This is a genomic window from Streptomyces sp. NPDC058239, assembly GCF_042882185.1.
Taxonomy (GTDB): domain Bacteria; phylum Actinomycetota; class Actinomycetes; order Streptomycetales; family Streptomycetaceae; genus Streptomyces.
The window spans coordinates 1-21,233 of sequence record NZ_JBHVWS010000089.1; the positions used below are offsets into that span (position 1 = coordinate 1).

Annotated in this window: 17 protein-coding genes and 1 pseudogene; 10 read left to right on the forward strand and 8 right to left on the reverse strand. The window is 69.9% G+C overall.

Features of this window, described 5'->3' with window-relative positions:
• Both ACFVYE_RS44690 and ACFVYE_RS44695 read left to right on the forward strand, forming a co-directional pair.
• A pseudogene (locus ACFVYE_RS44690) lies at nt 1-1,611 on the forward strand (hypothetical protein); the annotation flags it as partial.
• A gap of 60 nt (nt 1,612-1,671) precedes the next feature.
• A complete protein-coding gene (locus ACFVYE_RS44695) occupies nt 1,672-2,490 on the forward strand; it encodes an immunity 49 family protein (protein ID WP_389609252.1) in 819 nt (272 codons plus the stop codon).
• 342 nt (nt 2,491-2,832) lie between these two features.
• On the opposite strand, the gene ACFVYE_RS44700 is transcribed toward ACFVYE_RS44695, so the two are convergent.
• Genes ACFVYE_RS44700 through ACFVYE_RS44710 form a run of 3 tightly spaced genes read right to left on the reverse strand, consistent with a single transcriptional unit; the run spans nt 2,833 to nt 5,950 of the window.
• Nucleotides 2,833-3,660: a sugar phosphate isomerase/epimerase family protein gene (locus ACFVYE_RS44700; RefSeq protein WP_389609254.1), complete on the reverse strand. Its 828-nt coding sequence runs from the start codon at nt 3,658-3,660 to the stop codon at nt 2,833-2,835.
• On the reverse strand, nt 3,657-4,802 hold the full coding sequence (locus tag ACFVYE_RS44705; protein WP_383968601.1) for a dihydrodipicolinate synthase family protein: 1,146 nt from the start codon (nt 4,800-4,802) through the stop codon (nt 3,657-3,659). The genes ACFVYE_RS44700 and ACFVYE_RS44705 overlap by 4 nt, the downstream gene beginning before the upstream one ends.
• Nucleotides 4,799-5,950 carry a Gfo/Idh/MocA family protein gene (locus tag ACFVYE_RS44710; protein ID WP_383968598.1) on the reverse strand — a complete coding sequence of 384 codons (1,152 nt, stop codon included), beginning with the start codon at nt 5,948-5,950 and terminating at the stop codon, nt 4,799-4,801. The genes ACFVYE_RS44705 and ACFVYE_RS44710 overlap by 4 nt, the downstream gene beginning before the upstream one ends.
• A gap of 130 nt (nt 5,951-6,080) precedes the next feature.
• On the opposite strand from ACFVYE_RS44710, the gene ACFVYE_RS44715 reads away from it, so the two are divergent.
• Both ACFVYE_RS44715 and ACFVYE_RS44720 read left to right on the forward strand, forming a co-directional pair.
• Nucleotides 6,081-7,145, forward strand: coding sequence for a LacI family DNA-binding transcriptional regulator (locus ACFVYE_RS44715; protein WP_389609257.1), 1,065 nt, complete (start codon nt 6,081-6,083; stop codon nt 7,143-7,145).
• Nucleotides 7,146-7,264: 119 nt separating this feature from the next.
• Entirely contained in the window at nt 7,265-8,053 is a 789-nt protein-coding gene (locus tag ACFVYE_RS44720) for a sugar phosphate isomerase/epimerase family protein (protein WP_383968593.1), read from the forward strand.
• Between the two features lie 14 nt (nt 8,054-8,067).
• On the opposite strand, the gene ACFVYE_RS44725 is transcribed toward ACFVYE_RS44720, so the two are convergent.
• A complete protein-coding gene (locus tag ACFVYE_RS44725) occupies nt 8,068-8,976 on the reverse strand; it encodes an EamA family transporter (RefSeq protein ID WP_383968590.1) in 909 nt (302 codons plus the stop codon).
• 101 nt (nt 8,977-9,077) lie between these two features.
• On the opposite strand from ACFVYE_RS44725, the gene ACFVYE_RS44730 reads away from it, so the two are divergent.
• Both ACFVYE_RS44730 and ACFVYE_RS44735 read left to right on the forward strand, forming a co-directional pair.
• On the forward strand, nt 9,078-9,989 hold the full coding sequence (locus ACFVYE_RS44730) for a LysR substrate-binding domain-containing protein (protein WP_383968587.1): 912 nt from the start codon (nt 9,078-9,080) through the stop codon (nt 9,987-9,989).
• A 192-nt stretch (nt 9,990-10,181) separates the two neighbouring features.
• Nucleotides 10,182-12,047, forward strand: a complete 1,866-nt coding sequence (locus ACFVYE_RS44735; protein WP_383968583.1) for a glycoside hydrolase family 3 protein — start codon at nt 10,182-10,184, stop codon at nt 12,045-12,047.
• Nucleotides 12,048-12,137: 90 nt separating this feature from the next.
• Here the strand turns inward: ACFVYE_RS44735 and ACFVYE_RS44740 are convergent, their stop codons facing one another.
• Nucleotides 12,138-13,607, reverse strand: a complete 1,470-nt coding sequence (locus tag ACFVYE_RS44740) for a S28 family serine protease (protein WP_383968580.1) — start codon at nt 13,605-13,607, stop codon at nt 12,138-12,140.
• Nucleotides 13,608-13,706: 99 nt separating this feature from the next.
• Nucleotides 13,707-14,072 (reverse strand): hypothetical protein, encoded by a 366-nt coding sequence (locus ACFVYE_RS44745; RefSeq protein WP_383968578.1) that lies wholly within the window; start codon nt 14,070-14,072, stop codon nt 13,707-13,709.
• 253 nt (nt 14,073-14,325) lie between these two features.
• Here ACFVYE_RS44745 and ACFVYE_RS44750 point away from each other — a divergent pair, with 253 nt between their 5' ends.
• The gene (locus tag ACFVYE_RS44750) at nt 14,326-14,823 is read left to right on the forward strand and encodes a hypothetical protein (RefSeq protein WP_383968575.1); all 498 of its coding nucleotides are present in this window, start codon (nt 14,326-14,328) and stop codon (nt 14,821-14,823) included.
• Between the two features lie 21 nt (nt 14,824-14,844).
• On the opposite strand, the gene ACFVYE_RS44755 is transcribed toward ACFVYE_RS44750, so the two are convergent.
• Complete coding sequence (locus ACFVYE_RS44755; RefSeq protein ID WP_383968572.1) at nt 14,845-18,600, reverse strand: ABC transporter ATP-binding protein; 3,756 nt, start codon at nt 18,598-18,600, stop codon at nt 14,845-14,847.
• Nucleotides 18,601-18,792: 192 nt separating this feature from the next.
• Here ACFVYE_RS44755 and ACFVYE_RS44760 point away from each other — a divergent pair, with 192 nt between their 5' ends.
• Both ACFVYE_RS44760 and ACFVYE_RS44765 read left to right on the forward strand, forming a co-directional pair.
• Entirely contained in the window at nt 18,793-19,176 is a 384-nt protein-coding gene (locus ACFVYE_RS44760) for a type II toxin-antitoxin system RelE/ParE family toxin (RefSeq protein ID WP_383968569.1), read from the forward strand.
• On the forward strand, nt 19,176-19,571 hold the full coding sequence (locus tag ACFVYE_RS44765) for a helix-turn-helix domain-containing protein (RefSeq protein ID WP_383968566.1): 396 nt from the start codon (nt 19,176-19,178) through the stop codon (nt 19,569-19,571). Before ACFVYE_RS44760 ends, ACFVYE_RS44765 begins: the two co-directional genes overlap by 1 nt.
• 99 nt (nt 19,572-19,670) lie before the next feature.
• Here ACFVYE_RS44765 and ACFVYE_RS44770 read toward each other — a convergent pair whose 3' ends face one another.
• Complete coding sequence (locus ACFVYE_RS44770; RefSeq protein WP_383968615.1) at nt 19,671-20,636, reverse strand: serine hydrolase; 966 nt, start codon at nt 20,634-20,636, stop codon at nt 19,671-19,673.
• A 176-nt stretch (nt 20,637-20,812) separates the two neighbouring features.
• Here ACFVYE_RS44770 and ACFVYE_RS44775 point away from each other — a divergent pair, with 176 nt between their 5' ends.
• The gene (locus tag ACFVYE_RS44775; RefSeq protein WP_389609262.1) at nt 20,813-21,187 is read left to right on the forward strand and encodes a hypothetical protein; all 375 of its coding nucleotides are present in this window, start codon (nt 20,813-20,815) and stop codon (nt 21,185-21,187) included.
• Nucleotides 21,188-21,233 lie beyond the last annotated feature (46 nt).

A 21,233-nucleotide genomic window follows, 5' to 3' on the forward strand; every position in this document is an offset into this window, starting at 1 on the left:
ACGATCAGACTCCCCGACGGCACGATCAACCTCCCCCAGGGCGCGACGATCCCGGACGGAGCAGTCACACTCCCCAACGGCACCGTCAAACTCCCCGAGGGAGCTGTGGCACTGCCGGAAGGCACGATCAAGTCACCCTTCGACGAGGGCGCCCCGTACATGGACCGCGACGGCAACCTCTACAACGAGGACGGCAGCATCGCCCAGCACGCGAAGGACGCCACGACGGGCAAGCCGGATGCGGGCGCGGGCGTACCGAAGACCGACGCCCCGAAGGTGGACTCCCCGGGCACGGCCAAGGTCCCGGACCGCGTCCTGGCGGGCGTCGGCGGCCGCGGCGACGACGGCATCCGCCTCGGCAGCGACATCTCCGACCCGCTCCGTAGGGGCGGCCACACCCCGGACCACACCCCTGGCGGCCACGCGGGCGACCACATGCCCACGAACAACCTGGACAACACCCCCCGCGGCGGCCACGGCAACGACCCGCTGCACCGGGGCGATCAGACCCCCTCCACGGGCAGCGGCCACACCGACGGCCCCTCGGGTACTGGCCACGGCGACGGCCCTTCCGGCACGGGCAGCCACATGGATGGCCCCGGCGGCGGTGGCCACCACGAGCCCCCGTTCACGGGTGGCACCCACCTCCCGGAGACCCCGGGCGCAGGCGGCCTGGACGGCGCGGCACACGGCACGAATGATGCGGCGCAGCCGGCGCCCCCCTCGGGCGGTCGGCAGCTGACCGCTGAGGAGATCAAGGTCAAGCAGGACGAATTCGTCCGGCGTGCGAACGACCCCGACAAGTCCTGGTTCGACCTGTACTACCGATCGGACGGCCACCGCCACAGCATCCACACCAAGATCGACGGGGTCGAACTACCCATCCTCGCGAAGGACAGCGACGGATCCTGGATCTCCAAGCACGACCTGCCCTCGGCCCCGTCGGAGATCAGGTACGGCCGCGACCCACTAACTCGCGGGAGCACCCCGGTCGACCAGATCGACCACCTCGACGATGTCGCGAAGGACCGCAAGGTCTCTGTGGACCTGTCCAACGCCGAGCGTGCGCACAAGACTGCGCCGACCGAGCAGACGCTGGCGGAAGTGGAGCGTGCCCGGAAACAGTTCATCGATCATTTCGACGATCAGACGTCCAACAACAGCAGCTACTCCGAACGCCTGGGCGAGGATGCCGCGCGGCTGCACGTGGTGCCTGAGCGGTTCGAGGGCGCGGTGGAGCAGCCCCTGCCGAAGACGCCCAACGGTGCCAACATGTTCGACCAGTTGTACCGGCGGCCGGACGGCAAACTCTTGATCGTCGAGGCCAAGGCGCCGAGTTCGGGGCTCATCTGGCGCAGAGGCAAGGGCGCCGCCGAAAAGTTTATGGTGCAGCAGGGCACCAGCCACTACCTGGAAACCATCATCTCTGAAATGGAAGCCCGCCCTCTGCTTTCGGTGACCGACAGCGCTGGAAAGACCTGGACCAACGCCGATCTGGCGGCCGAGCTGAGGCCGGCGTTCGAAAGCGGAAACCTGGAGTATGCGATGGTGAAGGCCGTCGAGGGCAAGGGTACGTACGCTGGAGCGGTCCTCGAATACTTCAAGATCTGAATCTGACAAGGGAGATCAGTGGTTACGAGCGTGTCCCGCCAGAGCTATCCAGTGGCTGAGATGGAGGCAGTCGTCCCCGTCATGGAGAAGTCCCTGGCAAATTCGCTGCAGACCATCGGGACCTCACATCGCGCCAGGAGCGGGGCGCTGACCACGTCGCTGAACGTGGCGCGCATCCGCTGCGTCGGGGACCCGGATGCGGTGATGCTGGAGACCTGGGAATCCTGGCTGCTGACCATGCAGGTGCACTCGGCGGTCTTCGCGGCCACGTCCACCGACCAGGAGACGGTGACCTGCAAGATCCGTCAGGAGGAACGGCAGCTCGCCACCACCGGTCCGCAGTTCTACCTCAATGCGGGGACCTGGCTCAACGCCTTCTTCCTGGCGCTGATCTGCCGGGAGACGGCCCGCCTCGACATGCTGGCGCAAGTGCCGGCATCGTTGCTGCGTGACTGTGGCGGAGTGCTGGACGAGTACGTCTACGCCTGGGTGGAGGCCCTCCGGAGCTTCTGGCTGCGGCGTGACGACGTCAGCCAGCACCTGGTGCGGGCCGTGGACCTGAGCGCTCCCGAGGTCACCCACGTTCTCGATGCCGAGACCATGGGCAAGCTGGAGTACCCGCCGATCATGATGTTCTACCGCTACTTGCGCAACGACGCAGCAGGCTTCAACGAGGCCCTGAACGACGCTCTTCGCTGGCACAAGGAGTACTGGACGGCCGACGAGGACCGCACCCAGAACATCGAAGGGGTCGTGGCCATCGCCCCGTTGGCGGTGGCGTGCCTGGCGAAGGCCAACGGCATTCCGATCGAGGTCGAGTCCGGCTACCTGCCGAACGCCCTGCTGGACTTCGCCTGGCGCGGAGAGTTCGACGCGTAGCGATCGAGGTCGAGTCCGAGTACCTGTTTGTCTCTCTTGTAAAGCGCAACTGGGTGGGCGAGTTCGATACCTGAGCCTCGCCCTCAGCCGGCGCGGAACGTCTCCGTCGCCTGCAGCTCAACGCGGAGAGCCCAGCGGAGAACATGACCGACGCATCTGCGCCCAGGAGACGAAACGGGGTCCGGTCGAAAGACCGGACCCCCCTCGCTTTCCCCCTCCGTCAGGGCTTCCCGATCCCCCCGGATCCCTCCCCGGAAGCGCCCGACGCCAGATATGACCCGGCAGGGTGCCGAACGGTTGCACGTCTTGGCGATCTCTTTACCCTGGCGGCAAAAAGCCTTCTCAGCAGGCGTGTTCGGCGTACCGGGACGCGACCTCCGCGAGGACTTCGGCGCCGTCGCGGGCCCAGAGGTCCTCGTTGAAGATCTCCACCTCGATGGGGCCGTCGAAGCCGGTGGCCTCGACCAGCGTGCGGAACGCGCGGAAGTCCACTGCCCCGTCGCCCAGTTGACCCCGGCCGACCAGGACGCCCGCCGGGAGCGGGGTGATCCAGTCCGCCAGCTGGAAGGAGTGGATACGGCCGCCCGCGCCCGCCCGGGCGATCTGTGGGGCCGCCTGGTCGTCCCACCAGATGTGGTACGTGTCGACGACCACCCCGACCTGCTCGGCGGGGAAGCGTTCCGCGATGTCCAGGGCCTGGGAGAGCGTGGAGACGACGCAGCGGTCCGAGGCGAACATGGGGTGCAGCGGTTCGATCGCCAGACGTACGCCTCGCTCGGCCGCGTACGGTGCGAGTTCGCCCAGGGCGTCCGCGATCCGCTCACGCGCGCCGTGCAGGTCCTTGCTGCCCGCCGGGAGGCCGCCGGAGACGAGGACCAGGGTGTCGGTGGACAGGGCCGCGGCCTCGTCGAGCGCGGCGCGGTTGTCGTCCAGGGCGCGGGCCCGTTCCGCCGGGTCGATGGCGGTGAAGAAGCCGCCTCGGCAGAGGCTGGTGACCGAGAGGCCGGAATCGGCGAGCAGTCGGGCGGTGCGCTCGAGGCCGTACTCCTGCACGGGGGCCCGCCACAGTCCGACCTTGTCGATGCCCGCCTTGACGCAGCCCTCGGCCAGCTCGGGCAGCGACCACTGCTTGATGGTCTCCTGGTTGATGGAGAGACGGCCGTCGCTCATCGTGTGCCTCCATTGACCGCGAGCAGGGCGCGCATCCGGGATTCGGCCAGCTCCGGGTCGGGGAACAGGCCCAGCCGGTCAGCGAGTTCATACGCCTTCGCCAGATGCGGCAGCGAGCGCGCGGACTGCAGGCCGCCGATCATGGTGAAGTGGTCCTGATGGCCGGCCAGCCAGGCGAGGAGGACCACGCCCGTCTTGTAGAAGCGGGTGGGCGTCTGGAAGAGGTGGCGGGACAGCTCGACCGTGGGGTCGAGGAGGTCCCGGAAGCCCTGGACGTCCCCGGTGTCCAGGACCCGTACCGCGTGTGCGGCCAGCGGGCCCAGCGGGTCGAAGATGCCGAGCAGGGCGTGGCTGAAGCCCTGGTCGTCGCCCGCGATCAGCTCGGGGTAATTGAAGTCGTCGCCGGTGTAGCAGCGGACCCCGCCGGGGAGACGGCGGCGGACGTCGATCTCGCGCTCGGCGTCCAGGAGCGAGATCTTGATGCCGTCGACCTTGTCCGGGTGCTCGGCGATGACCTTCAGGAAGGTGTCGGTGGCGGCGTCGAGGTCCGAGGAGCCCCAGTAGCCCTCCAGCGCCGGGTCGAACATCGGGCCGAGCCAGTGCAGGACGACCGGTTCCGAGGCCTGGCGCAGGAGGTGCGCGTACGTCTCCAGGTAGTCCTCGGGCCCCTTTGCCGCGGCGGCGAGCGCGCGGGAGGCCATCAGGATGGCCTGGGCGCCGCTCTCCTCGACAAGGGTGAGCTGCTCCTCGTACGCGGACCGCACCTCGGCGAGCGAGGCGGGTCCGGCGGGAAGCTGGTCGGTGCCCACACCGCAGGCGATGCGGCCGCCGACGGCCTTCGCCTCGGCGGCGGAACGGCGGATCAGTTCGGCCGCGCCGGCCCAGTCCAGACCCATGCCGCGCTGGGCGGTGTCCATGGCTTCGGCGACGCCGAGACCGTGCGACCAGAGGTGGCGGCGGAAGGCGAGGGTGGCGTCCCAGTCGACGGCGGCCGGTGAGTCGGGGCTGATGTCGGCGTACGGGTCGGCGACGACATGGGCGGCGGAGAAGACCGTACGGGAGGCGAGGGGAGCCCCGCCGGGGGCGAGGTCGAGCGGGGTGGTGCGGGGTTCGTACGGGCCCTGTGGCAGGTGGATCGTCACAGCGCCAGCTCCGGTACGTCGAAGCGGCGGCCCTCTGCGGAGGACTTCAGGCCCAGCTCGGCGAGCTGGACGCCGCGTGCGCCGGCCATCAGGTCCCAGGTGTACGGCTCGTCGAGCACGATGTGGCGCAGGAAGAGCTCCCACTGGGCCTTGAAGCCGTTGTCGAAGGCGGCGTTGTCGGGGACTTCCTGCCACTGGTCGCGGAACGACTCGGTTACCGGGAGGTCCGGGTTCCAGACCGGCTTGGGGGTGGCCGAGCGGTGCTGGACACGGCAGTTGCGCAGCCCGGCGACGGCGGATCCGTGGGTTCCGTCGACCTGGAACTCGACGAGCTCGTCGCGGTTGACGCGGACCGTCCAGGAGGAGTTGATCTGTGCGACAGCTCCGCTCTCCAGCTGGAAGATGCCGTACGCGGCGTCGTCGGCGGTGGCGGCGTACGGCTTCCCCTGCTCGTCCCAGCGCTGCGGGATGTGTGTCTGGACGTGTGCCTGGACGGTGGATACCCGGCCGAACAACTCGTGGAGCACGTACTCCCAGTGCGGGAACATGTCGACGACGATGCCGCCGCCGTCCTCGGCACGGTAGTTCCAGGACGGGCGCTGGGCCTCCTGCCAGTCGCCCTCGAAGACCCAGTAGCCGAACTCGCCGCGTACGGAGAGGATCTCGCCGAAGAAGCCGCCGTCGATGAGGCGCTTCAGCTTCAGCAGGCCCGGCAGGAAGATCTTGTCCTGGACGACGCCGTGCTTGATCCCGGCGTCACGGGCCAGGCGGGCCAGCTCCAGGGCGCCCTCGACGTCCGTGGCGGTGGGCTTCTCGGTGTAGATGTGCTTGCCCGCGGCGATCGCCTTCTTGATCGCCTCGACGCGGGCCGAGGTGACCTGGGCGTCGAAGTAGATGTCGATGCTGTCGTCCGCGAGGACCGCGTCGAGGTCGGTCGACCACTCGGTCAGACCGTGCTGTGCGGCGAGTTCCTCCAGCGCATGGGCGCGGCGGCCGACCAGAACGGGCTCGGGCCACAGCACGTCGCCGTTGCCGAGATCGAGGCCGCCCTGCTCGCGGATCGCGAGGATCGAGCGCACCAGGTGCTGCCGGTATCCCATGCGACCCGTGACGCCGTTCATGGCGATGCGCACTGTCCTGCGTGTCACGAAAGTTCCTCCATACAAACGTAGCAAGCGCTTTCTATCGATGATGACGCTAGCCTGCCGACAGCGGCCCGGACAAGAGGGGGCACGCTGACAACTCCTCTCACTCCTCATCACTCCTCGGAGGAAAGCGATGACAGTCACCCTGGCGGATGTGGCGGCCCGCGCCCGGGTGTCCCCGGCCACCGTCTCCCGCGTGTTGAACGGCAACTACCCGGTGGCCGCGTCCACCCGGGAGCGGGTGCTGCGCGCGGTGGACGACCTGGACTATGTGCTCAACGGGCCCGCGAGTTCACTGGCGGCGGCCACGTCCGACCTGGTCGGCATCCTGGTCAACGACATCGCCGACCCGTTCTTCGGGATCATGGCCGGGGCGGCGCAGACCGAGATCGGCGGGCCCGGGGACGGTTCGGGCCGGGCGGGCGGCGAGAAGCTCGCCGTCATCTGCAACACCGGCGGCTCCCCCGAACGCGAACTCACCTACCTCACCCTGCTCCAGCGCCAGCGCGCCGCGGCCGTCATCCTGACCGGTGGCGCCGTGGAGGACCCGGCGCACCGGGCCGCGATGTCCGCCAAGCTGGCGAAACTCGCGGACGCGGGCACCCATGTGGTGCTGTGCGGACGGCCCCCGCTGCCGGGCAGCGAGGCGGTCGTGGCCGCGCTCGCCTTCGACAACCGGGGCGGCGGGCTTCGCCTCACCGAGCATCTGCTCTCGCTCGGCCACCGGCGGATCGCCTATGCCGCGGGCCCGTTGGAGCGGACGACGACCCGCCACCGCCTTGAGGGCCACCGCGCCGCGATGAGGGCGGCGGGCCTCGTCGGCGACGAGGAGCGCCTCACCGTCCACGGCCCCTACGACCGCCGCTCCGGCTACGACGCCACCCTCGAACTCCTGCGCCGCGAACCGGAGGTGACGGCTGTCGTCGCCGCCAACGACACGGTGGCACTGGGTGCCAGTGCGGCGATCCGGGACCGCGGTCTGCGCATCCCGGAGGACATCTCGGTGGCGGGCTTCGACGATCTGCCGTTCTCGGTGGACGCGGTCCCGGCGCTGACGACCGTACGGCTGCCGCTCTTCGAGGCGGGAGCGCGGGCGGGCCGGCTGGCGATGGGCAAGGAGGCACCGCCGCCGGGCGGCATCGCGACGATCGCGGCGGAGCTGATGGTGCGGGGGTCGACGGCGCCGCCGCGGAAGTGACGGGCGGGTTCCACACCCTGGTCCGGGGTACCCGTACCGCGTGCCGTGGGCCGATGATGTGCGGGCCGCTGTCCGGTCCGTCAGGCGCAGTGGCACGTACCGACGGAAGGAATACGCACGTGAAGCTCGCTTTCTCGACCCTCGGAGTGCCGGGGATGCCGATCGCCGACGTCGTCCGGCTGGCCGTCGCACATGGCTATCAGGGGGTGGAGCTGCGCGCCCACCCCGAGGAACCGGTGCACCCGGGTATCACGGCACTCGAACGGGCCGATGTCGTCGAGGAGTTCAAGAGGGCCGGCGTCGAGATCCTGACCGTCGCCGGGTATGTCCGGGTCGCGGCCGAGGGGGACGACCGGGCCGCGCTGGACGAGCTCGCCGGGCTGGTGGAGCTGGCGCACGACCTGGGTGCGAAGAACGTCCGAGTCTTCCCCGGCGGCGGCGACCAGGACCCCGCCGTGGCCGATGCGACCGCCGCCCGCCGGCTGGCCGCCGCCGCTCCGCACGCCGCCGACCTGGGCGTACGCATCCTGCTCGAAACCCATGACTCGCACCGGGCGGGCGCCGATGTGGCCCGGGTCGTCGGAACGGTCGGGCACGGGCAGATCGGCGCGCTCTGGGACATCATGCACACCTGGCTGGCGGGCGAGGAACCTGCCGCGAGCCATGCGGTGCTGGCCCCGCACCTGGGATACGTACAGGTCAAGGACATCGCATCGGCACAGGACACCGAACCCTTGGCGCTCGGGGCCGGGGTGCTTCCGCTGGGTGCCTGCCTGGACACGCTGGACGCGGACAGCTGGGTCTGCTGGGAGTACGAGAAGCGCTGGCACCCGGACGCGGCCGAGCTGCCGGGACTGCTGAGCGCGGGGCGCGAGCACCTGCTGCGCCTGGGTGCGCCCAAGCAGTAGGGGCCTGCCTGGGTTCAGACGCGCGCGGGCTGCGGTTCCGGTGTCTCCGTCGCCGCGGCCCGCGGCCGCCGCGCCCCCGCCAGCGATGTGAGGGCCACCCCGCCGACCAGCAGCGCCGCCGCGCACCACCGCAGCGGACTCACCGACTCGCCCAGCAGCAGCGCGGCCGCCGACATCCCGAAGACCGGGACGAGCAGGGTGAACGGGGCCACCGACGAAGCCGGGTGATGGCGCAGCAGGAAGCCCCAGGCCCCGAAGCCGAAGACGGTGGTGATCCAGGCGACGTAGACGATGATCCCGACGCCGCTCCAGTCGAGCGCGGCAAGCGCGTCGGCGTCGCGGTCCCAGCCCTCGAAGAGGAGGGAGAGGCCGAGCAGCGGCAGCACGGGCACGGTCGAGACCCAGACCATGAAGTTGAGGGAGTCGGGCGGCGCGGCCTTGCGGGTCAGCACGTTGGACACACCCCAGCAGGCCGCCGCCGCGATCACCAGGGCGAAGGCGATCACGGGCCCGCTCGTGCCCTCGTCGACCGCGGCCACCCCGATGCCCACGAGGGCCAGCCCCATCCCCGACACCCTTGCCCTTCCTGGCCGTTCACCCAGCGCGAGCGCCGCGAAGAGGGCGGTGAAGACCGCCTGGACCTGGAGCACGAGGGAGGAGAGTCCGGCGGGCATCCCCCGGTCCATGCCGATGAAGAGCAGCCCGAACTTCGCCACTCCGAGGACGAGTCCGACGCCCACGATCCACTTCCAGGCGACCTTGGGGCGTCCGACGAAGAACACCGCGGGCAGAGCGGCGACCAGGAAGCGCAGGGCGGAGAAGAGCAGCGGCGGGAAGTGCCCGAGGCCGACCTCGATGACGACGAAATTGACACCCCAGACGGCGGCCACCAGGGCGGCCAGGGCGATGTGGAGGGGACGCATGCACCGAGGATCGCCTGCACCGACCATGTAGCACCAGCGCGGATTTCTTCATGGTGAAATTGAGCGTTGCTAACGAAAGGCCCCCTATCCGGGAGGTTCCGGTGCTCGATCTTTCCCGGCTGCGCGCACTGCACGCCATCTCCGTCCATGGCTCCGTCGCGGGCGCCGCCACCGCGCTCGGTTACACCCCGTCGGCGATCTCGCAGCAGATCACCAAGCTGGAGCGGGAGACCCGTACGACCCTCCTCGAACGCCGCGGGCGCGGTGTCGCGCTGACCGAGGAGGCGCTCCATCTGGCCGAGACGGCCCAACAGTTGCTGGCGATCGTGGAGCGCGCCGAGACGACGCTGGAGGAGCGCAGGGGGCTGCCGACCGGGCGGCTCTCGATCGGCGCATTCGCGTCCGCGGCGCGCGGGCTGCTGCCCGGTGTACTGGCCGAGCTGGACCGGGACCATCCGGTCCTGGACGTCCGGTTGACCGAGGTCGATCCGCATCTCTCGGTCGACCTGGTGGCCAAGGGCGTGATCGATCTGGCGGTCGCGCACGACTGGGACATCGCCCCGCTGCCCGCCCCGGAGGGGGTGGCGCAGGCGGTGATCGGTGACGACCGGTGCGATCTGCTCGTGCCCGAAGGCCATCGGCTCGCCGGGCGGGACGCGGTGCGGCGCGAGGAGCTGGCGAAGGAGCGGTGGATCTGCCAGCCGCCGGGGACGGTCTGCCACGACTGGCTCGTACGGACGCTGCGCGCGGCGGGTTACGAGCCCGACATCCGGCACCGGGCGGAGGAGAACCACACCCAACTGGCCCTGCTCGCCGCCGGCCTCGGGGTCGCGCTGATCCCGCGACTGGGGCGGGGGCCGCTGCCGGCGGGGGTGGTGGCGGTGCCGCTCGATCCCATCCCGGTACGTCGGCTGTACGCGCTGTGGCGTACGGAGGCGGCCCGGCGGCCCGCGATCACGGTGGCGGTGTCGGCACTCCAGACGCACGGGGCCGCGGTGGGGCTGAGGAGGTAAGAGGTCCCGGCAGGCGTCCCGGCCCCGCGCCCCGATCACCGGACCTGCCCGGATTCGCCCACACCTTCCCGATCACCGGACGGGCTCAAAACGGTCCGGACCCTTGACCGGAAGTTATTTTCTGGATATCCGTGCTCCTTGGAAGTTTCTTTCACCACCCCCTCGTCCCCGAGTTCGGCCGAAGGAGCTCACGTGCACCACCGCACCTCCAGACGCACCCTCCTCACCGCCACCGCCGCGACCGCCGCAGCCGCCGTCACGGGCGGGGTCGTCGCCCCCGGCGCCGTCGCCGCCCAGAGGTCCGCGAGCAGCGGGCACAGCGGCGGGCACCACACCTCAGCCGCCACCACCGAGCGCCTCAAGCGGCTCATCTCCCGGATGACCCTGGAGGAGAAGGTCGGGCAGCTCTTCGTGATGCGGGTGTACGGGCACTCCGCCACCGAGCCCGACCAGGCCGACATCGACGCCAACATGGCGGAGATCGGGGTCCGTACGGCCGCCGAGATGATCGCCAAGTACCACGTCGGCGGGATCATCTACTTCGCCTGGGCGCACAACACCCGCGACCCGCACCAGATCGCCGACCTCTCCAACGGCATCCAGCGCGCCGGCCTCGCCGGCCCCACCCCCCTGCCGCTCCTCGTCTCCACCGACCAGGAGCACGGCATCGTCTGCCGCGTCGGCGAGCCCGCCACCCTGATGCCGGGCGCGATGGCGCTGGGCGCCGGCGGTTCGCGCTCCGACGCCCGCCGGGCCGGCCAGATCGCGGGCGCCGAACTGGCCGCGATCGGCATCAACCAGAACTACGCCCCGGACGCCGATGTCAACGTCAACCCGGCCAACCCGGTGATCGGCGTACGCTCCTTCGGCTCCGACCCGCAGTCCGTGGCCGGGATGGTCGCCGCCCAGGTGAAGGGGTATCAGAGCAGCGGCATCGCCTCGACCGCCAAGCACTTCCCCGGCCACGGCGACACCAACACCGACAGCCACACCGGTCTGCCCGTCATCCTCCACACCCGGGAGCAGTGGGCGGAGCTGGACGAGCCGCCGTTCCGGGCCGCGATCGCCGCGGGCATCGACTCGATCATGACCGCACACATCGTGGTCCCGGCACTGGACCCCGCACAGGACCCGGCGACGCTGTCCCGCCCGATCCTCACCGGCATTCTGCGCGAGGAGCTCGGCTACGACGGTGTCGTGGTCACCGACTCGCTCGGCATGGAGGGCGTACGGACCAAGTACGGCGACGAGCGCGTGCCGGTCCTCGCGCTTCAGGCGGGCGTCGACCAGCTGCTCAACCCGCCGAACCTCAACGTCTCCTGGAACGCCGTCCTGGAGGCCGTGAAGAACGGTGAGATCAGCGAGGCCAGGATCGAGGAATCGATCCTGCGGATCCTGCGGCTGAAGACGAAGCTCGGGCTGTTCGACGACCCGTTCGTCAGCCACAAGGGAGTGGACCGCACCGTCGGGACGCGGGCCCATCTCGCCGCCGCCGACCGGATCGCCGAGCGCACGACCACACTGCTCGCCAATGACGGCGCGGTGCTGCCGCTCTCCCGCCGCTCCCACAAGAAGCTCCTCGTGGTCGGCGCCGATCCGGCCTCCCCGTCCGGCACCACCGGGCCGCCGACCACCACCCTGGCCACCGCCTTCGTGGAACTGGGGTACGCGGCAACCGCGCTGTCCACCGGCACCGCTCCCACCAAGGCGAAGATCGACGAGGCGGTGGCGGCCGCACAGGGCAAGGACGCGGTGATCGTGGGGACGTACAACGTCACGGCGACCAGCTCGCAGCGCACCCTGGTGAGCGCCCTCGCGGCAACCGGCATCCCGGTGATCACGGTCGCGATCCGCAATCCGTACGACATCGCCCAGCTGTCCGGGACCGGGTTCGCGGCGAACCTGGCCACGTACTCCTGGACCGATGTCGAACTGCGGGCCGCCGCCCGGGTGATCGCGGGCCGCGCCGAACCGGAGGGCACCCTGCCGGTGCCGGTGCAGCGCGCGGACGATCCGGCGCAGGTGCTGCACCCGGTCGGTTACGGGCTGACGTACTAAACCCCCGGGAACCGGGAAGGGGCTGTGCACACGCACAGCCCCTTCCTTGGCACGAGGACCGCTTCACCAGGTCCCCTTCGCGAGGACCGCTTACGGCCGCAGCCTGCGCTCGCTCGTCACGTCCCGCTTGTCGAGCCGTTCGTCGAACTTCGCGAGCGGCTTCGCCTTCGCCGGGTCGTCCTGCACGGCCGCCGGGGCGACGCCCGCCCAGCGCAGGATGGCCGCGGTGGCCTTCGCCTTTTCGTCGTCGGCGAGCCCGGCCACGTTGGAGCCGTGGTTGCCGCCGGCCACGGTCATGACATAGCTGTCACGGGCGCCCGCCCCGAGCCGGAAGCGCTCCGCGCCCCACGGGTCGTTCTGCCCGTACACGTACAGCATGTGGTTGGCATGGTGCTTCACCCAGCTGTCGACGTCGCGCATCACCGACGGCTGGAACTTCATCGGGATGGAGCGCGGCACGAAGTTGCGCGGCGGCTGGTATCCGTACCGGCTCAGCTTGCCGAGCCACGGCTGCTCGATGTCCGGCGAGCCGAGCTGGGTGCCCGCCTGGTAGTAGTACGGCGTGTACGTGTTCAGGCCCTGGTCCGCGTAGGCGGAAAAGCCGGAGATGCCGTCGATCGAGTCCCAGATCGCCTGGTCGGGGGCGGTCTTGGCGTCGGCCGGGATGGTGTCGCAGTCGGACAGCAGGCTGTACTGCCAGAACGCCCAGACGTAGTCCATGACGACGGCTTCGTACGCCTTGTCGAGCGAGCCGACGGTGTTGAAGGTGTAGCCGTTCGCGGCGGCGTACTCCTCGTACTTCTTCTCCAGCGGCTCGCGGCGGATCAGCGCCTCGCGCTGCACCCCGTTCAGCTTGTCGCGGCACTCCTTGGTGCCGACGCGTTCGAAGAACCGGTCGTACGCCGAGTCCTCCTTGTTGACCACGTCGTTCGGCGCGACGTACGCGACGACGCCGTCCATGTCCTTGGGGTAGAAGCGCTCGAAGTACGTGGCGGTCATGCCGCCCTTCGAGCCACCGGTGGTCAGCCAGTTCTTGGAGTAGATCTGCTTCAGCGCGGTGAAGACACGGTGCTGGTCGCTGGCGGCCTGCCAGATGTCGAGCTTGGACCAGTCGGCGGGTGCCGGACGGGACGGAGTGAAGAACCGATACTCCAGCGAGACCTGGTTGCCGTCGATGATCCGGGTCGGCTCGGAGCGGCTGGGGTTCGTGGAGACGTTGTAGCCGCTGGTGTAGAAGACCGTCGGGCGGGACGTGTCCTTGTGCAGCAGGGTGATGCGCTGCTGGAAGGTGCCCTTGGACGGGTGCCGGTGATCGATCGGCTGGGTGTAGTTGAGGACGAAGTAGCGGTAGCCCGCGTACGGCTTCTCCTCGATGAGACTCATTCCCGGGATGGCCAGGATGCGGTCCTTGATGTCCGTGCTCGTGCCGCTGTCACTGCCGGCCGTGTTCCCGAACGCGGTCGGTTCCGCGGCGGTGGCCGCCCCGGCCGAGGCACCCGTCGCACTCACTGTGCCGATGAGCACCGCGAGCGACAGGAACCCTCTGAGCGCCTTGCGCATGCACCCTCCCCTTGATTCACAACAGACGTCGTGAACCTAGCGGGGCAACACCTGTGCCGCCAGACCCTGTTGGCACGGAGCGACGACGAGCCGCCGCCGTCAGCAGAGAATCCAGCCCGTGGAGCCGGATTTTCCCGAGATCGTGGCCGAGGCCCGGACGCACCGGTTCAGCGCGTGGACCGTCACCGGGCCGGCCTGCCGGGTGTAACTGCCGCTGTCGATGACGGGGCTGCCGCCGCGCGCCTGGATGCTCACGGACATCTGGCGGCGCGGGCCCGGCTTCTTCGCGACCGCGATCGCGCAGGCGTAGGAACGGCTCTTGTAGAGGCGCAGCTCACCGGTCTTGAACTTGACCGTCTTCGCGGGGCGCCCTGCGCAGGCCGTCGCGGCGTCTGCACTGTTCGCCGCACTGCCGCAGAGCACCAGACCGACGGCGGCCACCAGCGGCAGGACGAACAGACGCACAAGCGTCCGGCACCCCCGGCCGCTTCCGCCCCTGCCGACCGCTCCGGCCTTTTTGGCCTCTCCGGTCCCTCTGATCACCAGCAGCCCCATCGTTCGATCGAACACTTACGCCCTTGCTCGGCACATACGCGTACATGCGTACGACGCAGGAGGCCATCCGGAGGTTGCACCCGGCGCGCTCCGCCTCCGGAGCAACCAAATCGCCACAGCATGGCTCCAACAGGGCAGAGCCATACGAAAGGCAGGAACTGCCATGCTCCAACTCCGTAACTCACAGGGCCTCCGCGGCCGGCGCACCATCGGCCGGACGCTGCTCGCCACCGCTCTCCTCACCGTCGTCGCCGCGGTCCCGGCCGCCGCGGCTGCCCCGCAGGCCCCGGCGGCCGCGGCGCCGGTGCGCAGCGACGCCGGCAGCCCGGCCTTCCAGCAGGTTGCCCACTTCTACGCCGCCTACATCGATGCCGTCACGGCGGAGGGCGGCGGCAAGCTCGCCACCGCCCTGAGGACGTTCTATCTGACGCCCGGCCTGCGCACCCAGCTGAAGACCTGGGAGAAGCGCAACCACGCGGACGGTGTGCTCCGCGCCCAGAACACCCCGCTCGCCTTCCGGGTCACCTCCGGCGACAGCGGCGCGGGCCACACCTGGTCGAAGGTGCGGCTCACGTGGAGCAACGGCAAGCACCCCACGTATTCGTATCTGACCGTGCGGTCGGACCTGCAGACCGGCAAGATCTCCGGCATCGGCAAGTGAACCGGCGGACGGGCCCGGCTCTCACACCCCCGCGGGCTCGTCCTCCCCTATGAAGGTGCGCCACAGCACGGCGTAGTGCCCTTCCCGGGCGAGGAGTTCGTCGTGCGTGCCGTCCTCGACGACCCGGCCGTGGTCCATCACCACGACCCGGTCGGCGCGGGCGGCAGTCGTCAGCCGGTGGGCGACGACGAGGGTGGTGCGGCGGCCGGTGAGCCGGTCGGTCGCCTGGTTGACCAGGGCTTCGCTGGCCAGGTCGAGGGAGGCGGTCGCCTCGTCGAGCAGCAGGACGTCCGGGTCGACCAGCTCGGCGCGGGCGAGTGCGATCAGCTGGCGCTGGCCGGCCGAGAGGTTACGGCCCCGCTCGGCGACCTCGTGCAGATAGCCGCCGTCCAGGGTGGCGATCATGTCGTGGGCGCCGACCGACCGCGCCGCCGCTTCCACCTCGGCGTCGGTGGCCTCGGGCCGCCCGTACGCGATGGCGTCGCGGACCGTACCGGCGAAGAGGTAGGCCTCCTGCGGCACGACTCCGAGCCGGTGCCGGTACGCGGTGAGGTCGAGACGGCGCAGATCGGTGCCGTCCGCCGTGACCCGGCCGCCCGTCGGGTCGTAGAACCGGGCGACGAGCTTGACGAGGGTGGACTTCCCGGCGCCGGTCTCGCCGACGAACGCGACCGTCTGACCGGCCGGGATCCGCAGGTCGACACCGATGAGGGCTTCCTCGGCGTCGTCGCCGGAGCCGTATGCGAAGGACACGTCCTCGAAGGCGATCTCGCCGCGCAGCGACAGCACGTCCAGCGGTTCGTCCGGGGCGTCGGTGGAGGTCGGCTCCCGCAGGAGTTCCTGGATACGGCCGAGGGAGACGGTGGCCTGCTGGTAACCGTCGAAGACCTGGGAGAGCTGCTGCACCGGGGCGAAGAACAGGTCGATGTAGAGCAGATACGCGACGAGCGCACCGGTGGTGAGTGTGCCGTTGTCGACCCGGCCCGCACCCACGATCAGTACCGCGGCCGCGGCCACCGACGACAAGAGCTGCACGAACGGGAAGTAGACCGAGATCAGCCACTGACCGCGGACCCTGGCCTCGCGGTAGTGGTCGCTGCGCCCGGCGAACCGGTCCGCGCCGTCGCGCTCGCGGCGGAAAGCCTGCACGATCCGCAGCCCCGAGACGGACTCCTGGAGGTCGGCGTTGACGACGCTGATGCGTTCCCGGGCCAGCTCGTACGCCTTCACGCTCTTGCGGCGGAAGAAGAACGTACCGATGACCAGCACCGGCAGCGTCGCGAAGACGACGAGGGCCAGCTGTACGTCGAGTACCAGCAGCGCGACCATGATGCCGAAGAAGGTGACGACGGAGACGAAGGCCGTGACCAGACCGGTCTGCAGGAACGTCGACAGCGCGTCCACGTCCGTCGTCATCCGGGTCATGATGCGGCCGGTCAGCTCGCGTTCGTAGTAGTCCAGGCCGAGCCGCTGGAGCTGCGCGAAGATCTTCAGCCGCAGTGAGTACAGCACCCGCTCGCCGGTGCGGCCCGTCATCCGGGTCTCGCCGATCTGGGCCGCCCACTGCACGACCACGACCACCAGGGCCAGCGCGGACGCCGCCCAGACGGCACCGAGTGCGAGCTGTGAGACACCCTGGTCGATGCCGTGCCGGATCAGTACGGGCAGCAGGAGTCCGGCGCCCGCGTCCACCGCCACCAGCGCCAGGCTCACCAGGAGCGGCAGCCCGAAGCCGCGCAGCAGCCTGCGCAGCCCGTACGACTCCTCGGCGCGGACGGCCCGCGCCTCGTCGATGTCGGGTGTGTCGGTGGCGGGCGGCAGGGCCTCGACCTGGGCGAGCAGCTCGGGCGTCGCGGGCATGCCGGCCGCACCGGTGTCGCGCGGTTCCTCCTTGCGGATCCACAGGTGGGGGCTGATGCCGCGCTCGGCGTCGAACTCGGCGTCCAGCTCTTCCTGGAGCGCGCGGTCGTCCTCAAGGGTCGTGTCGGCGGCGGTGGTCGGCCGCTGGTGTCCGGGCGAGGTGCCGCCCAGCTCGTCCGGGTCGGTGAGCAGCCGCCGGTAGAGCGCGGAGCGGCGCTCCAGCTCCTCGTGCGTACCGATGTCGGCGAGCCTGCCGTGCTCCAGGACGGCGATCCGGTCGGCGAGGCCGAGGGTGGAGCGGCGGTGGGCGATCAGGAGGGTCGTCCGCCCCGCCATCACCTGCCGCAGCGCCTCGTGGATCTCGTGCTCGACGCGGGCGTCGACGGCCGAGGTGGCATCGTCGAGGAGGAGCAGCCGGGGGTCGGTGAGGATGGCGCGGGCGAGCGCGACGCGCTGGCGCTGGCCGCCGGAGAGGGTGAGTCCGTGCTCACCGACCTTGGTGTCGTAGCCCTCGGGCAGCTCCGCGATGAACCGGTCGGCCTGGGCGGCGCGGGCCGCTTCCTCGATCTGTTCCTGGGTGGCGTCCGGGAATCCGTAGGCGATGTTGGCCCGGACGGTGTCGGAGAACAGGAAGCTGTCCTCCGGTACGAGGCCGATGGCGGCGCGCAGGGACTGCTGGGTCAGTTCGCGGACGTCGTGGCCGCCGACCAGGACGGCGCCGTGCGTCACGTCGTAGAAGCGGGGCAGCAGCAGCGAGACGGTGGACTTCCCGCTGCCGGACGCGCCGACGACGGCGACGGTCTCACCGGGCTCGATGGTCAGCGAGAACCCGTCGAGGACGGGGCGCTCCTCGTCGTAGCCGAACCGTACGTCGTCGAACTCGACGCTCGCGGGGGCGTCGGCCGGGAGTTCCTTGGTGCCGTCCTTCATGGTCGGCTCGGTGTCGATCAGTTCCAGTACGCGCTCGACGCCTGCCCGGGCCTGTTGTCCGACGGTGAGGACCATGGCGAGCATCCGGACCGGGCCGACGAGCTGGGCGAGGTAGGTGGAGAACGCGACGAACGTGCCGAGGGTGATCTCGCCCCGGGTGGCGAGCCAGCCGCCGAGGGCCAGCATCGCGACCTGACCGAACGCGGGGACGGCCTGGAGGGCGGGGGTGTAGCGGGAGTTCAGCCGGATCGTCCGCAGCCGTCCGGCGAAGAGCCTGCGCCCGACCTCGCGCAGCTTGCCGGTCTCCTGCTCCTCCTGCCCGAACCCCTTGACGACCCGGACCCCGGAGACGGCTCCGTCGACGACTCCGGCGACGGCGGCGGCCTGCCCCTGGGCGTACCAGGTGGCGGGGAAGAGACGGGAGCGGGAGCGGCGGGCGATGAACCAGAGGGCGGGGGCGACGGCGATCGCGACCAGGGTGAGCAGCGGCGAGAGCCACGCCATGATCACCAGGGAGATGATGAAGAGCAGCACGTTCCCGATGGTCATCGGGAGCATGAACAGGAGCCCCTGGATCAGCTGCAGGTCGCTGGTGGCGCGCCCGACGACCTGTCCGGTGGACAGCTCGTCCTGGCGCTTCCCGTCCAGGCGGGTGATCGTCCCGTACATCTCGGTACGCAGATCGTGCTGTACGTCGAGGGCGAGCCGGCCGCCGTAGTAGCGGCGGATGTACGTGGATATGTACACCAGCACGGCGGCGACCACGAGGAGTCCGGTCCAGACGGCCAGGGAACGCGTGTGGTCGCCGACGACGTCGTCGATGATCACCTTGGTGATCAGCGGAACGAGGGCCATCACCGCCATGCCGGCCAGCGACGAACCGAGCGCCAGCAGCACATTGCGCCGGTAGCGCCATGCGTAGCCACTCAGCCGCCGAGCCCAGCCCGGGGCCTGCGCCGCGCCCTCTGCGTCCCCTGCGTCCGTCACCGGTGCCTCCCGTTCGACCTGGTCTACCGGAAGGCACCAACGCGCTGGGCGGCGGATTTCATCCCGCCGTTACAAAGACGGGTCTTGCGGCGTAGGGCGGTCCGTCATCAGCCCTAGGTGCGCTCACTCATATGGGCGAATGCGCAACAAACCCAGCCCGTCATACACTGAGACATCTATATGTTCCAGTATATGGACAGTGGCTACACCATCGAGATCGAACCCGAGGTTCGGCTGTGGTTGATAAATCTGCGCGGCGACGGCTATCTCGCGGTCGAGCACATCACCGACCTGCTGCGGGAACGGCCGACCACGCTCGGAGAACCGTACTCCCGGCATCTCGACGACGGCGTCCGGGAACTGAGATTCCACCTGGGCTGCAATCGGGACGCCACAAGGATTCCCCACTGGCTTGCACCCGGTCGGAGGATCGTCCTGCTCACCGTCTTCCGCAAGACCCGGCAGCGGGAGAACACGGAAGTGGCACGGGCCAGGCGCACCAAAGCACTATGCGAGGCCGAGCACGAAGCGGCACACGACGTGTACACACGCGATGCGGAGAGGAAGGACCGGTAATGGTCAGCCACGCACACTGGAAGATCGCCCGCGACAAGAAGGTCGCCCAGGGAATCGCCGAAGATCCCGATGCGGAGAAACGCCGCGAGGAGATCCGGCTCCGCTACGACCTCGGGCAGGCCGTGTACGACCGCCGGACCGAGGCCGGGCTCTCGCAGACCGAGCTGGCCAGGCGCGCCAGGATGACCCAGCCGCAGGTGTCGAAACTTGAACTGGGCGGCACACTGCCGACCGTCGCGCTGCTGGCCCGCCTGGCGCGGGCCATGGACTCCACGTTCAGCATGGAGCTCGACGGCGACACGATGCGGGTGGCATTCACCGCCCATGCGGGTTCCGAGGCGGCGGCGGATACAACGGTGGAGGCGGCTGCCGATGTGCAGGCGGTCAGCGGCTGACCGGGACCGTGGCTGGTCGGTCGCCGCGGCCCGCGACGACCTCGATCGCCGTACGGACATGCCGCGTCCGGCGATCGAGGACAGCTTCGGCCCCGTCGGCTACGACCGCGGCGTCGCGGTGAGCATCCGTACCGCCGGCGCCTCCGGTACCGCGGGCACCGCTTCCTGCGGGGCGGCGGGCGGGGCGATCGTCGTCTTCGTGGCCGCGGCCGGATTCAGGTCCTTGTGCACGGCGCGGGCGACCGCCTGAATGGTGTTGATGCCGTCGTTCATCGTCTTGTTGTCCTGGGTGAGCACGGTGATCGCGTAGTCGTGCCCCTTGCCCGTGAAGGCGCCGATGCTGTGCACCCGCCAGCCGTGGGTGGCGCGCGGCAGCCAGCCGTTCTTGACCTGGACGGTCACACCGGACGGCGCCCCGGCGGGCGTGCCCCAGCGCTGGGAGGAGACGACCTTGCGCATCAGGCCCAGTTCGTACGCCCGCGAGTTGTCGCTCAGCACGGAGTTCTTGGCGGTCAGCAGGGTCAGCAGCCGCTGCTCGTCCTGGGCGGTGATCTGAGTCAGCCCCCAGTAGCCACCGGAGCCGGGCACCGTGTGCGTCATCCCGGCAGCCTTCAGGAACGCCTTGACCTTGGTCACTCCGAGCTGCTTCCACAGACTGGTGGTCGCGTTGTTGTCGGACTTGGTGATCATGGCAGTGGTGAGGTTGATCTCGCGCTGGGTGAGATAGCGGTTGTGCTTCTTGTTGTCCCAGAGCAGCGTCGCCAGCACGGTCGCCTTCACGACGCTGGCGGAGTCGTACTTCGTCGTCGCCCGCAAGGAGCACGTCGTCTTGGTGGTCCGGTCGTAGAGCGCCACGGCCGTCGTCGACTTCCGCCCCTTGAGCGCGGCTGTGATGTCCTTGGACAGCTTGGCGGCCAGCCCTGCCTTGCCGGATGTGCAGCTCACCGTCGGCGTCGCGGCGGCGGCGGGCGAGGCGCCGAGCGCCACGGGTGCGAGCACGCCTGCGGCGAGCGCGACGGACAGCGCGCCCCGCGCACGGCGGAATATACGAGGCTGTTCTTTCATGTCTTTCATGCGGTGTGTCCCCCTGAGTGGATCTGTACGGCGCGCCCCCGGCACACCTGTCAGTAACGACTGCCGAACGCCCGAAAAGTTGCGCGTCCCGAGCCGTGGTGTTCCTCACCGGTTCCGCACGGGTATCGATGCCCCGGTGCAGTCCGGCACGGTGACAAGGGGAAACCATGACGAGCGGTCAGCCGGTCCGGCACGCTGAGGCGTACCGCTGCGGCCGGCTCTACGCGGCGATCGCGGCCCTGCAGAGGCTCGCGCAGAACGAGCACCACAAATTGGGGCGCCCGGAGAACGTGGCGAAGGCCGCCGCGCGGCCGGAGCCCATTCTCAGAGACCCTCTGCGGGAGGTCGGCCACTACTTGGTGCAGGCGCGGATACGCGGTCAAAGGGCGGCGGCCGACGCGGTCTTCCGGTCGATCCCCGACTTCCTGCCGTCGGCCAAGGACGTGCCCAGCAGACTCGATGGCGACGAGCGGCTGGAGTTTCACCGGGGCCTGGAGGATCAGGCGGCGCTCATCGCGAAGGAACACCCGCCGAAGAAATGAGCCCACCCGCGTGTCCGGGGCGACCGGGTGCGCGGGTGGGCGGCGG